The organism is Streptomyces griseoaurantiacus (genome assembly GCF_036189845.1).
GTDB classification, from domain to species: domain Bacteria; phylum Actinomycetota; class Actinomycetes; order Streptomycetales; family Streptomycetaceae; genus Streptomyces; species Streptomyces griseoaurantiacus.
The window spans coordinates 1,723,799-1,736,886 of the sequence record NZ_CP108326.1 but is presented as its reverse complement, the minus strand read 5'-3'; the positions used below and the strand labels follow the sequence as shown (position 1 = coordinate 1,736,886).

9 protein-coding genes are annotated in these 13,088 nt (G+C 73.4%); 6 read left to right on the top strand and 3 right to left on the bottom strand.

Annotated elements, in window-relative coordinates; genetic code table 11:
• Positions 1-182 precede the first annotated feature (182 nt).
• Together polA and OHB09_RS07860 are read left to right on the top strand one after the other, a co-directional pair.
• Positions 183-2,903: a DNA polymerase I gene (gene polA, locus OHB09_RS07865; RefSeq protein WP_006143494.1), complete on the top strand. Its 2,721-nt coding sequence runs from the start codon at positions 183-185 to the stop codon at positions 2,901-2,903.
• Between the two features lie 312 nt (positions 2,904-3,215).
• On the top strand, positions 3,216-4,958 hold the full coding sequence (locus tag OHB09_RS07860) for a lytic transglycosylase domain-containing protein (RefSeq protein WP_319350995.1): 1,743 nt from the start codon (positions 3,216-3,218) through the stop codon (positions 4,956-4,958).
• Between the two features lie 39 nt (positions 4,959-4,997).
• Here OHB09_RS07860 and hrpB read toward each other — a convergent pair whose 3' ends face one another.
• On the bottom strand, positions 4,998-7,508 hold the full coding sequence (gene hrpB, locus OHB09_RS07855) for an ATP-dependent helicase HrpB (protein ID WP_191852840.1): 2,511 nt from the start codon (positions 7,506-7,508) through the stop codon (positions 4,998-5,000).
• A 48-nt stretch (positions 7,509-7,556) separates the two neighbouring features.
• Entirely contained in the window at positions 7,557-8,369 is an 813-nt protein-coding gene (locus OHB09_RS07850) for a class I SAM-dependent methyltransferase (RefSeq protein WP_191891530.1), read from the bottom strand.
• Positions 8,370-8,742: 373 nt separating this feature from the next.
• Here OHB09_RS07850 and rpsA point away from each other — a divergent pair, with 373 nt between their 5' ends.
• The 4 genes from rpsA to OHB09_RS07830 all read left to right on the top strand — a co-directional run bounded on the left by rpsA (position 8,743) and on the right by OHB09_RS07830 (position 12,691).
• Entirely contained in the window at positions 8,743-10,242 is a 1,500-nt protein-coding gene (gene rpsA / locus OHB09_RS07845) for a 30S ribosomal protein S1 (RefSeq protein ID WP_006143490.1), read from the top strand.
• Positions 10,243-10,491: 249 nt separating this feature from the next.
• On the top strand, positions 10,492-11,430 hold the full coding sequence (locus OHB09_RS07840) for a PAC2 family protein (protein ID WP_093595742.1): 939 nt from the start codon (positions 10,492-10,494) through the stop codon (positions 11,428-11,430).
• Positions 11,431-11,631: 201 nt separating this feature from the next.
• On the top strand, positions 11,632-12,261 hold the full coding sequence (gene coaE / locus OHB09_RS07835; RefSeq protein WP_006143488.1) for a dephospho-CoA kinase: 630 nt from the start codon (positions 11,632-11,634) through the stop codon (positions 12,259-12,261).
• Between the two features lie 49 nt (positions 12,262-12,310).
• Entirely contained in the window at positions 12,311-12,691 is a 381-nt protein-coding gene (locus OHB09_RS07830) for a tetratricopeptide repeat protein (RefSeq protein WP_006143487.1), read from the top strand.
• Positions 12,692-12,732: 41 nt separating this feature from the next.
• Here OHB09_RS07830 and OHB09_RS07825 read toward each other — a convergent pair whose 3' ends face one another.
• Positions 12,733-12,996: a DUF6343 family protein gene (locus OHB09_RS07825; protein WP_006143486.1), complete on the bottom strand. Its 264-nt coding sequence runs from the start codon at positions 12,994-12,996 to the stop codon at positions 12,733-12,735.
• Positions 12,997-13,088: the final 92 nt, after the last annotated feature.

Below are 13,088 nucleotides of genomic sequence, written 5' to 3'. Positions count from 1 at the left end.
TGTGAACTGCCTCTCCGATCCTCGCACGCGTGTTCCGCGGCCGGGACCGGCCGGGGCGGGGCGGCGGTGGGGCGGCGGCGGGGCGGGACGTGGCTGGTACGGCCTCCGGGCCGGCGGCGGGAGCGGCCGGGCCGGGGCGGCGCGGGGCCGGGCTGTCGGTGGGGCGTGGCAGGATCGGGGACGTGGCAGAGACAGCAGCGAAGAAGACCGACACGACCTCCGGCGACCGCCCACGGCTGATGCTCATGGACGGGCACTCGCTGGCCTATCGCGCGTTCTTCGCGCTGCCCGCGGAGAACTTCACCACCGCGACGGGCCAGCCGACGAACGCGATCTACGGCTTCGCGTCGATGCTGGCGAACACGCTGCGCGACGAGGCGCCCACGCACTTCGCGGTGGCGTTCGACGTCTCCCGCAAGACCTGGCGCTCGGAGGAGTTCACCGAGTACAAGGCGAACCGCTCCAAGACGCCCGACGAGTTCAAGGGCCAGGTCCAGCTCATCGGCGAACTGCTGGACGCGATGCACGCGGACCGCTTCGCCGTCGAGGGCTTCGAGGCGGACGACATCATCGCCACCCTCGCCACGCAGGCCGAGGCCGCGGGCTTCGACGTCCTGATCGTCACCGGCGACCGCGATTCCTTCCAGCTCGTCAGCGAGCACGTCACGGTGCTGTACCCCACCAAGGGCGTCTCCGAGCTGACCCGGTTCACCCCGGAGAAGGTCCTCGAGAAGTACGGGCTGACGCCCTCCCAGTACCCCGACTTCGCGGCCCTGCGCGGGGACCCCTCGGACAACCTGCCCGGCATCCCCGGCGTCGGCGAGAAGACGGCCGCCAAGTGGATCAACCAGTTCGGTTCCTTCGCCGAACTGGTCGAGCGGGTCGAGGAGGTCAAGGGCAAGGCGGGGCAGAACCTGCGCGAGCACCTGGAGTCGGTCAAGCTCAACCGCCGGCTCACCGAGCTGGAGCGGCAGGTCGAGCTGGACCGCACGGTCGCCGACCTGGAGCGCGTCGCCTACGACCGCAAGGCCGTCACGCTGCTCCTGGACAGTCTGGAGATCCGCAACCCCTCCCTGCGGGAGCGGCTCTTCGCCGTCGACCCGGGCGCGGAGGAGGTCGAGGCCGCCCCCGTCGCCGCCGGTGTCGCGGTGGACGGCGCGGTGCTGGGCGCGGGCGCGCTGAAGCCCTGGCTCGCCGAGCACGGCACGGTTCCGCTCGGCCTGGCCACCGTCGACACCTGGGCCCTCGGCACCGGCTCCGTCGCCGAGGTCGCCCTGGCCACGGCTGCCGGGCCCGCCGCCTGGTTCGACCCGACGGAGGTCGACGAGGAGGACGAGCGGGCGTTCGCCGCCTGGCTCGCCGACCCCGCCCGCCCCAAGGTGCTGCACAACGCCAAGGGCGCGATGCGCGTCTTCGCCGAGCACGGCTGGACGATCGAGGGCGTCACGATGGACACCGCCCTGGCCGCCTACCTGGTCAAGCCCGGCCGCCGCTCCTTCGACCTGGACGCGCTGACCCTGGAGTACCTCGGCCGGGAACTCGCGCCGCCGGCCGCCGCGGACGGCCAGCTCGCCTTCGGCGCCGACGAGGAGGCCGAGGCCGACGCGCTGATGGTGCAGGCCCGCGCCATCCTCGACCTCGGCGAGGCCTTCACCGGCCGGCTGAAGGAGGTCGGCGCGGCCGACCTGCTGGGCGACATGGAACTGCCGACCTCCGCCCTCCTCGCCCGCATGGAGCGGCACGGCATCGCCGCCGACCGCGCCCATCTGGAGTCCATGGAGCAGATGTTCGCGGGCGCCGTCCAGCAGGCCGTGCGGGAGGCGCACGCGGCGGCGGGCCACGAGTTCAACCTCGGCTCGCCCAAGCAGCTCCAGGAGGTCCTCTTCGGCGAACTGGGCCTGCCGAAGACGAAGAAGACCAAGACCGGCTACACCACGGACGCCGACGCGCTGGCCTGGCTGGCCGCCCAGACGGAGAACGAACTCCCGGTGATCATGCTCCGGCACCGTGAGCAGGCCAAGCTCCGCGTCACCGTCGAGGGCCTGATCAAGACGATCGCCGCCGACGGCCGCATCCACACCACCTTCAACCAGACCGTCGCCGCCACCGGCCGGCTCTCCTCCACCGACCCCAACCTGCAGAACATCCCGGTCCGTACCGACGAGGGCCGCGCCATCCGCCGCGGCTTCGTCGTCGGCGAGGGCTACGAGTCCCTGATGACGGCCGACTACAGCCAGATCGAGCTGCGGGTGATGGCCCACCTCTCCGAGGACGCCGGTCTCATCGAGGCCTTCACCTCCGGCGAGGACCTGCACACCACCGCCGCCTCCCAGGTCTTCGGCGTGGAGCGCTCAGCGGTGGACGCGGAGATGCGCCGCAAGATCAAGGCGATGTCCTACGGCCTGGCGTACGGGCTCTCGGCCTTCGGCCTCTCCCAGCAGCTGGGCATCGAGGCCGCCGAGGCCCGCACGCTGATGGAGGCCTACTTCGAGCGCTTCGGCGGCGTACGGGACTATCTGCGCCGCGTGGTCGAAGAGGCCCGGGCGACGGGCTACACGGCGACGCTGTTCGGCCGCCGCCGCTACCTGCCCGACCTCAACAGCGACAACCGCCAGCGCCGCGAGGCCGCCGAGCGCATGGCCCTGAACGCCCCGATCCAGGGCACGGCCGCCGACATCGTCAAGATCGCCATGCTGAGGGTCGGCGAGGCGCTGCGGGCGGCCGGTCTGGCCTCCCGCATGCTGCTCCAGGTCCACGACGAGATCGTCCTGGAGATCGCCCCCGGCGAACGGGAGCGGGTGGAGGCCCTGCTCCGCCGGGAGATGACCACGGCGGTCCACCTCAAGGCCCCCCTGGACGTCTCGGTGGGCGTGGGCCGGGACTGGGAATCGGCGGCCCACTGACACCACTCGCGGGACACACGGCTCCGCGCCCCGCGAAAGGGGGCGCGGAGCCGCGTCGTTCGCCACCCCGTCCGCCCGTCCGGGGAAAAACCCGCCCCCGCACCACAACCGTCCGGCGATCACGACCGTCAAGTAAGAGTGACGCGCACGCGGCAGGCGGCGCGCACATGGCCAACCGGTGAAGACCGCGCCCCAACGGGTGCCCAGTGGCAGCGGGTTGCCGTAGGGTCACCTGCGGCACGGTGCCCGCAGGCACGGTCGGAGAACCGGTACCGAGCACACGGACGGTCGTCCACGGGAGGGGCGCACTCTATGGCGGCGCATTTCGGCAGCAGGCTCCGCAAGGGAGCGGCAACCACCGCCCTCGCAGCGGCAGCAGTCGCGGCACTGTCCGCGTCCCAGGCCCCCGGAGTGACCGCGGACGACCACGGCAGACGGACCGCCGGATCCGCCCAGGACGCCCCCGACCCGGGCGGCGACAGCACCGCGAGCGGCGACGGCCACTACTACACCGACCTGCCCCCGCTCAACAGCCCCACCCCGGCCCCCGGCGACGCCAAGGGCTCCGCGGGCACCGGCTCCGGCGACGACTCCGGCATCCCCGCCACGGTCCTCGACGCCTACAAGAAGGCCGAGGCCGAACTCCGCGAGTCCAAGCCCGGCTGCAACCTGCCCTGGGAACTCCTGGCCGCCATCGGCCACGTGGAGTCCGGGCAGGCCCGCGGCGGCCGCGTCGACGCCCAGGGCACGACCTACTCCAAGATCCTCGGCCCCGTCCTCAACGGCAGCGGCTTCGCCCACATCTCCGACACCGACCACGGTGCCTACGACGGCGACAAGACCTACGACCGTGCCGTCGGCCCCATGCAGTTCATCCCCTCGACCTGGGCCTGGGCCGGCCGCGACGGCAACGACGACGGCGTCAAGGACCCCAACAACGTCTACGACGCCGCCCTCGCCGCCGGCCACTACCTGTGCCGCGCCGACCGCGACCTGTCCGTCCAGGCCAACCTCGACGCGGCGATCCTCAGCTACAACCACTCCCAGGACTACCTCAACACCGTCCTGTCGTGGCTGGAGTACTACCGCAAGGGCACCCACTCGGTGCCGGACGGCACGGGCACCCTGCCCCGCCACCGCAGCGACGAGAGCACCGGCCCGGGCCGGACCCCCGGCTCCACCCCGCCGTCCACCACGAGGCCGTCGACGCACCACACCCCCAAGCCCGGCCACACCGGCTCGGGTTCCGGCTCACACCACGGCGGCAAGCCCTCCACCGAGCCGACGAAGCCCGGCACGACCCCGACGAGCCCGGCCCCCACGCCGACCGACACCGTCGACCACCTCGACGACGCCGGCACCGGCAGGCTGACCGCCAGGGCGGGCGACACCTTCGACGAGAAGATCGTGGTCCGCCCGGAGACCAAGGCGGGCACCGCCGTGGCCAAGGTCCGGGTCCGCTTCGTCATCACCGGCGACACCGACGCCACCTTCACCGGCGGGGAGAAGACCGCCACCGTCGTCACCGGCGGCACCGGCACCGCCACCGCGCCCGCCCTCGTGGCCGGCGAGAAGACCGGCACCTTCACCGTCCGCGCCCTGGTCGTCGGCCGCACCGTGGCCGCCCTCGAACACACCGCGACCGTCACCGAACGGACCGCCGACGCCCTCACCCGCGTCGGCGACGCGCCCCTGACCTGCACCCCCGGCGGCGAGTTCGCCGAGCCGATCGAACTCAAGGCCACCTTCAAGGGCGCCGCGCCCGGCAAGGTCGCCGTCACCGCCACACTCCTCACCTCGGCGGAGGATCCGGCGGAGAACGACAAGGGCCCCTACTTCAAGGACCCCGCCGACGAGGCCGACCAGCCCTCCGGCACCTCCGGGAAGTCCGACAAGAAGGTGCGCACCCTCGCGCTGACCACCGACGCGAAGGGCGTGCTCAAGCTGCCGAAGCTGTACGCGGACGACACCACCGGCACGTTCCTCCTCCGCGTCACCACGGCGGGCGGCGCCACCGTCACCCTCGAACTGAAGGTCGCCGAGGCGGCCTCGTAGGCATCCGGGGGAGCTCGCCCCACCGGCCCGGCCGGCGCCTCAACGGCGCGGCCGGGCCTTGGTGTGCCGGGTCGGCTCCGCGGCCGCCGGGTCCTCGGGCCACGGGTGCCTCGGGTACCGGCCGCGCAGCTCCGCCCGCACGGCCCGGTAGCCCTCCCGCCAGAACGAGGCGAGGTCGGCGGTGACGGCGGCGGGGCGCCCGGCGGGGGAGAGCAGGTGCACCAGCACCGGCACCCCGGCGAGCACCGGCGAGCTGTCCAGACCGAACATCTCCTGCAGCTTCACGGCGAGCACCGGCCGCTCGGGATCGCCGTAGTCGACGCGGATCCTCGACCCGCTCGGCACGGTGATCCGCTCCGGGGCCAGCTCGTCCAGCCGGGCCGCCTCGCCCGAGGCCCACGGCAGCAGCCGGGCCAGCGCCTGCCCCGCGTCGATCCGGGCCAGGTCCGCCCGCCGCCGGGCCCGGCCCAGTTCCGGCTCCAGCCACTGCGCCACGTGCGCGTGCAGCGCCCCGTCCGACACGTCCGGCCAGGGCTCGCCGCGCCGCAGCCGCAGGAACGCCAGCCGCTGCCGCAGCGCCACAGCCTCCGGCGACCACCGCAGCAGCCCGAGCCCCTCCCGCCGCAGCCCCTCCAGGAGCGCCTCGCGGACGAGACCGGGCGGCGGGTCCTTCAGCGGACGCACCGTCAGCCCGATCGCGCCGAGCCGCTCGACCCGCTGCGCCAGGACGTCCCCCTCGGCCCAGCGGACCTCCTCCTCTTCCGTCCGCAGGGCCGCGGCCGCCTCCCGGGCCACGTCCTCTTCGACGGGGGCGGCCAGCCGCACCCGCGCGTGCCCACTGCCCGCCGGGCGGTCGGCGACGGCCACGACGATCCACGGCGTCCCCCGCAGGGCCGAGCCCTCACCCAGCTCGGCCCGCGTCCCCGAGGCCATGAGATACGACCCGCCCTCCAGCCGGGCCACCCGCTCGGGAAACGCGAGCGCCACGGCCCGGCCCACGAGCCCGTCACCCCGGGCCCCGTCGTCCTCCGGGACCCCGCCGGTCCCGTTCCGGCCCCCGCGCTCCGCGGCGACCGCCCGCAGCCGGCGGACCTCGGCGCGCCACCGGGCCGCGTAGGCGTCGCCCCCGCGGCGGGCGGTGCGCAGTGCAGCCGACAGGTCGTCGCCGTAGCTCCGCGGGACCTCCTCGGACAGCAGGGCCACCACCTCGGCCGCGGCGCCCGAGGTGTCCAGCAGGGCCCGGCCCAGCCGGGGATGCAGGCCGCCCCGCACCAGCCGCGTGCCCCGGCGGGTGGCCCGCCCGCGGGGGTCCACCGCCCCGACGGCGGTCAGGACCTGGCGGGCCGCCGCCATCGCCCCGCCCGGCGGCGGGTCCAGCAGGGCCAGACCGGAGGCCTCGGGATCGCCCCAGCAGGCCGCCTGGAGCGCGAACGCGGTCAGGTCGGCCACCTTGATCTCCGGGGCGGGGAAGGGCGGCAGCCGGACGTCCTCCGCCTCCGCCCAGCACCGGTAGACGACCCCCGGGGCCTCCCGCCCGGCCCGTCCGGCCCGCTGCCGTCCGGCCGCCCGGGAGGACCGCACGGTCGTCAGACCGCTCAGCCCGCGCGCGTGGTCGACGCGCGGCTCCCGCGCCAGCCCCGCGTCCACGACCACCCGCACCCCGGGCACCGTCAGCGAGGACTCGGCCACCGAGGTCGCGAGCACCACCCGGCGCCGCGCACCGGGGGACAGCACCGCGTCCTGCACGGCCGCGGGCGCCCGCCCGTGCACCTGGAGCACGTCCACCGCGCCCAGGTCCCCCAGCAGCCCCGCCACCCGGGCGATCTCCCCGAGGCCCGGCAGGAAGCAGAGGACGTCGCCCGGCCGCTCGGCCAGCGCCCGCCGCACCACCGAGGCCGTGTGGGCGAGCAGCGCCGGGTCCACCCGCATGCCGTGCGGCGGACGCACGGGCCGGGCGGGCGGCGCCCAGACCACCTCCACCGGATGGGACACCCCCTCGGCCTCGACCACCGGGGCCCCGCCCAGCAGCCGCGCCCACCCCTGCGCGTCGGTCGTCGCCGAGGCCGCGAGCAGCCGCAGCTCCGGGCGCAGCGTCCCGCGCACGTCCAGCAGGAAGGCGGCGGCCGTGTCGGCGTCCAGATGCCGCTCGTGGCACTCGTCGAGCACGACGACGTCCACCCCGGGCAGTTCCTGGTCGCGCTGGAGGCGCTGGAGCAGCACACCGGTGGTGACGACCTCCACGCGCGCCCGGCGCCCGACCACGCGCTCCCCGCGCACGGTGAACCCGATGTCCTCGCCCACGTCCTGCCCGAGCAGCCACGCCATCCGCCGCGCCGCCGCCCGCGCCGCGATCCGCCGCGGCTCGGCCACCAGCACCCGGCGCGCCGGGCCCCCGCCCACCAGCCCCGCCAGGACCAGCGGCACCAGGGTGGTCTTGCCGGTGCCGGGCGGCGCCACCAGCACGGCGGCGCCGTCATCCGCCAGGGCGTGGTTCAGGGCGGGCAGCGCCGCGCGGACGGGCAGCGCCTCCAGGGCGTCGTCACGAATCACGCCCTCAGTGTCGTACGGCCCCGAGGGGGCCCGGTCCGGGGCCCGTGCTCAGTCCCGCTCGCACACGAAGATGGCCGTACCGGGGAGCAGGGCGCCCCGCAACGGGGACCAGCCGCCCCACTCGGAGGTGTTCCAGGACGGCCACTCGGGCTCCACCAGGTCCACCAGCCGGAAGCCCGAGGTCACCACGTCCCGGACGCGGTCGCCGAGGGTCCTGTGGTGCTCGACGTAGACCGCGCGTCCGCTCTCGTCCTGCTCCACGTAGGGCGTGCGGTCGAAGTAGGAGGCGGACACGGTCAGCCCCTCGGGCCCGGGCTCGTCGGGGAAGGCCCAGCGGACCGGGTGCGTCACCGAGAACACGAAACGGCCGCCGGGCCGCAGCACCCGGCGCACCTCGCGCAGCACGAGCCGCGGGTCGGCGACGAAGGGCAGCGCCCCGTACGCCGAGCACGCCAGGTCGAAGGAGGCGTCGGCGAAGGGCAGCACGGCGGCGTCGGCGCACACCAGCGGGAACGCGCCGCCGATGCGCAGCGCGTGCTGGAGCTGGCGGTGGGAGAGGTCGAGGGCGACCGGGCGGGCGCCCTGCGCGGCCAGCCAGCGCGAGCACTGGGCCGCGCCGGCGCCGATCTCCAGGACGTCGCGGCCGGCCAGTTCCTCCGCCGGGCCGAGCAGCTCGGCCTCGATCTCGTCGAGCCCCTCGGGGCACCAGACGAAGCGGGCGTCGCCGAGGAACGTGCCGTGCTCGACCTGGTACTCGTCGGCGTTGCGGTCCCACCAGCCACGGTTGGCGCGGGAGCTCTCCGTCACCCCCGCGACACGCCGCGTGGCCTCGGGTTCGAGCGGTTCGGACTCTTGGATGATCGGCTCCCTCGTCGTACTCTTCCGTCACATCTCGGCGTCGCCGTCCCGGCGGTGCCCGTGAGGGGTGCCCGCCGATGCCGCGTGGCCTCCCAGGACGGCAATTGTGCCGGGAATGCGGTGATGCGCCCCGGGTGTGCGCCTTCGCGCATTGACCCTGCCCGGCTGCCCCCGTATGCTACAAGTTGCGCTGCGGGCCTGCGCACCTCAGACGTAGCAGGTCGCGCTCGCATCTGTTGTATGTCCCCTCGGTTCTCGAGGTGCCACGCGTTGTCGCGGGGCGCTTCCTTGGCTGTCCGGCTTCTGCAGAGCGAAACGGGCTCCCGGCGTAAGCAGTACCTACGACTTCAATGTCCGTACCGGAGCCCTTTCCCACATGACGAGCAGCACCGAGACCACCGCCACCACCCCGCAGGTTGCGGTCAACGACATCGGTAACGAGGAAGCCTTCCTCGCCGCGATCGACGAGACGATCAAGTACTTCAACGACGGCGACATCGTCGACGGCGTCATCGTGAAGGTCGACCGGGACGAGGTCCTGCTCGACATCGGTTACAAGACCGAAGGTGTCATCCCGAGCCGCGAGCTCTCGATCAAGCACGACGTCGACCCCAACGAGGTCGTCGCCGTCGGTGACGAGATCGAAGCCCTTGTTCTCCAGAAGGAGGACAAGGAAGGCCGCCTGATCCTCTCGAAGAAGCGCGCCCAGTACGAGCGGGCCTGGGGCACGATCGAGAAGATCAAGGAAGAGGACGGCATCGTCACCGGTACCGTCATCGAGGTCGTCAAGGGTGGTCTCATCCTCGACATCGGCCTCCGTGGCTTCCTGCCGGCCTCCCTCGTCGAGATGCGTCGTGTCCGCGACCTCCAGCCCTACGTGGGCAAGGAGCTCGAGGCCAAGATCATCGAGCTGGACAAGAACCGCAACAACGTGGTCCTGTCCCGCCGTGCCTGGCTGGAGCAGACCCAGTCCGAGGTCCGCCAGACGTTCCTCACGACCCTGCAGAAGGGTCAGGTCCGTTCCGGCGTCGTCTCCTCGATCGTCAACTTCGGTGCCTTCGTGGACCTGGGTGGCGTCGACGGCCTGGTGCACGTCTCCGAGCTGTCCTGGAAGCACATCGACCACCCCTCCGAGGTCGTCGAGGTCGGCCAGGAGGTCACGGTCGAGGTCCTGGACGTCGACATGGACCGCGAGCGCGTCTCCCTGTCGCTGAAGGCGACCCAGGAAGACCCGTGGCAGCAGTTCGCCCGCACGCACCAGATCGGCCAGGTCGTGCCCGGCAAGGTCACGAAGCTGGTTCCGTTCGGTGCGTTCGTCCGCGTGGACGAGGGCATCGAGGGTCTGGTCCACATCTCCGAGCTGGCCGAGCGCCACGTGGAGATCCCGGAGCAGGTCGTCCAGGTCAACGACGAGATCTTCGTCAAGGTCATCGACATCGACCTCGAGCGCCGCCGCATCAGCCTCTCGCTGAAGCAGGCCAACGAGGCCTTCGGCGCCGACCCGTCGGCCGTCGAGTTCGACCCGACCCTGTACGGCATGGCCGCGTCCTACGACGACCAGGGCAACTACATCTACCCCGAGGGCTTCGACCCCGAGACCAACGACTGGCTCGAGGGTTACGAGACCCAGCGCGAGGTGTGGGAGACCCAGTACGCCGAGGCGCAGTCCCGCTTCGAGCAGCACCAGGCGCAGGTCATCAAGTCCCGCGAGGCGGACGAGAAGGCCGCTGCCGAGGGCGTCGAGACCGCTGCCCCGGTCGCGTCCGGCGGTGGCGGCGGCTCGTACTCCTCCGAGGGTGGCGACAACTCCGGTGCGCTCGCCTCGGACGAGGCGCTCGCCGCGCTGCGGGAGAAGCTGGCCGGCGGCCAGAGCTGAACCGCGGCCACGCGCCGGCTCCCGGCCTGAGCGCCCGTCGCTGAGACCGGAGCACCGAGCAGAACGGAAGGCCCGCACCCCCCGGGGTGCGGGCCTTCCGCGTTGCCCGGCGGAGGCCGCGCCGCCCGTCGACGCTTCCCGTCCGCCCTCTGACGGGCCGTCCGATCTCCGGACCCGTCCCGGGAGTCCGGGAATGCCCGTGTCCCGTGCCACGTTGTCTCAGGATGGACACGAGGAGGAGCGGTCACAGTGCTTGATCCGCAGAGTTTGTACGCATGGGAGCCCAAGGGCCTGGCCGTCGTCGACATGGCGCTCGCGCAGGAGTCGGCCGGACTTGTCATGCTCTACCACTTCGACGGCTACATCGACGCCGGCGAGACCGGCGACCAGATCGTCGACCGGCTGCTCGACTCGCTGCCCCACCAGGTCGTCGCCCGCTTCGACCACGACCGGCTCGTCGACTACCGCGCCCGCCGGCCGCTGCTGACCTTCAAGCGCAGCACCTGGACCGACTACGACGAGCCCACGATCGACGTGCGGCTCGTCCAGGACGCCACCGGAGCCCCCTTCCTGCTCCTGTCAGGCCCCGAGCCGGACGTGGAGTGGGAGCGCTTCGCCGCGGCGGTGGGGCAGATCGTGGAGCGGCTCGGAGTCCGGCTGTCCGTGAACTTCCACGGCATCCCGATGGGCGTCCCGCACACCCGCCCGGTGGGCCTCACCCCGCACGGCAACCGCATCGACCTGGTGCCGGGCCACCGCAGCCCCTTCGAGGAGGCGCAGGTGCCCGGCAGCGCCGAGGCGCTCGTCGAGTACCGCCTGGCGCAGGCCGGACACGACGTCCTGGGTGTCGCCGCGCACGTCCCGCACTACATCGCCCGCTCCCCGTACCCGGACGCCGCGCTGACGGTCCTGGAGGCCGTCACCGCCGCGACCGGACTGGTTCTGCCGGGCGTCGCGCACTCCCTGCGCACCGACGCCCACCGGACCCAGACGGAGATCGACCGGCAGATCCAGGAGGGCGACGAGGAACTGGTCGCCCTGGTCCAGGGGCTCGAGCACCAGTACGACGCCGCGGCCGGTGCCGAGACGCGGGGCAACATGCTGGCCGAGCCGGTGGACATCCCGTCGGCGGACGAGATCGGGCAGGAGTTCGAGCGCTTCCTGGCGGAGCGCGAGGGGGACGGCTGAGAGCGCGGGAGACGGTCGAGGCGGGGCGGACGGCTGGGGGAGACGGTCGGCCCCGAAAGTGATCCGATAGTCTGCGGAAGGCCGTGACCTGCCCGTACCCCGCCGTGGCGTGGACGATCCGGTGGGCTCGACCCGCGGTGTCCATCGGATTCGGCATGTGGTCCCCGCCGGTGCGGGAGTGGGTGAGGTGAAGGCGCGGTCATGCTGTCCGTGGGCCTGACCGGCGGAATCGGCGCCGGCAAGAGCGAGGTGTCCCGACTGCTCGTCGCGTGCGGCGCCGTACTGATCGACGCGGACCGTATCGCGCGCGAGGTCGTGGCGCCGGGCACGCCCGGGCTCGCGGCGGTCGTGGAGGCCTTCGGCGAGGAGATCCTCACCGAGGACGGCAGCCTGGACCGCCCCCGCCTCGGAGCGGTCGTCTTCGCCGATCCCGACCGGCTCGCCGTACTCAACTCGATCGTGCACCCCCTGGTCGGGGCCCGCTCCCGGGAACTGCAGTCCGCCGCGGCCGAGGACGCCGTCGTCGTCCATGACGTGCCGCTGCTCACCGAGAACGGCCTCGCGTCCCTGTACGACCTCGTCGTGGTCGTCGACGTGGACCCCGCGACCCAGCTCGACCGGCTGGTCCGGCTGCGCGGCATGAGCGAGGAGGACGCCCGCGCCCGCATGGCCGCCCAGGCCTCCCGCGAGGAGCGGCGCGCGGTCGCGGACGTCGTCATCGACAACGACGTCCCCCTGCCCGAACTGGAGCGGCGGGTGCGGGAGCTGTGGGACGACCTCGTCCGGCGCGCGCGGCGGACGGCACCACCGGGTGCACGGGCCACGGAATAGCCGCCCCGAGGGGGGCGTTGACGCCCCCGAGTGAGGGAAGGACTTCGTCGTGCCCCAGACCAGCGGTTCCCGTGGCCGGACTCCCGAGACGGACGTGATCGACTTCCGCGCGGCCGAGCAACTGCTCGCCGCGCGCGACCCGCGCGGCGCGGTCAAGCTGCTCGACGGCCTCATCGACGCGCATCCCGAGAACACCGCGGCCCGGCTGCTGCGCGCCCGCGCCTTCTTCGCCGCCGCCCAGCTCCGCCCCGCCGAGCTGGAGTTCAGCCTCGTCCTCGAACGCGAACCGGACAACGCCTACGCCCACTTCGCGCTCGCCCGCACCTACGAGCGGCAGGCGCGCCCCGAGCCGGCCAAGCGGCACTTCCGCCTCGCGGCGGCCCTCGACCCCAACCCGCGCTATCTGCAGGCGGCCCGCTTCGAGGTGTGACCCGGGCCCGGGATCGGGGCCGCGGCTTCGGGGAGGCCGCTTCAGGGACGCCCCTCCGGCGGCCGGTAGGGCGGCACGTCGCGGCCCGGCTGCCAGTGCGGACCCTGCCGGATGTGCCGCACCACCACGATCAGGTCGACGGTCACGATCAGCCACAGCGCGGCACAGACGGCCGCCCAGCCCGGCCGGCCCGCCAGCACGAGCGCGACCGTGCCGCCGATCGTCCAGACCTCGCCCCAGACACTCAGCCAGAAACGCATCCGCAGCGGACTGCGGGCCGTCGTCGGTTCACTGCCCGTACGCATCGGCCTCACCCCTTCCCATTGTCGCGCCCCGCTATCGGGTTCCCCCGTCGAACGTTCACTCCCACGAGTGACGGGCGCCGGGGAACCGGGGC

What these genes read in the sequence shown, in the direction of transcription:
- coaE (WP_006143488.1), top strand. Translation starts at nt 11,632, where the DNA reads ATGCTGTCCGTGGGCCTGACCGGCGGAATCGGCGCCGGCAAGAGCGAG.
- rpsA (WP_006143490.1), top strand. Translation starts at nt 8,743, where the DNA reads ATGACGAGCAGCACCGAGACCACCGCCACCACCCCGCAGGTTGCGGTC.
- OHB09_RS07825 (WP_006143486.1), bottom strand. Translation starts at nt 12,996, where the DNA reads ATGCGTACGGGCAGTGAACCGACGACGGCCCGCAGTCCGCTGCGGATG.
- OHB09_RS07860 (WP_319350995.1), top strand. Translation starts at nt 3,216, where the DNA reads ATGGCGGCGCATTTCGGCAGCAGGCTCCGCAAGGGAGCGGCAACCACC.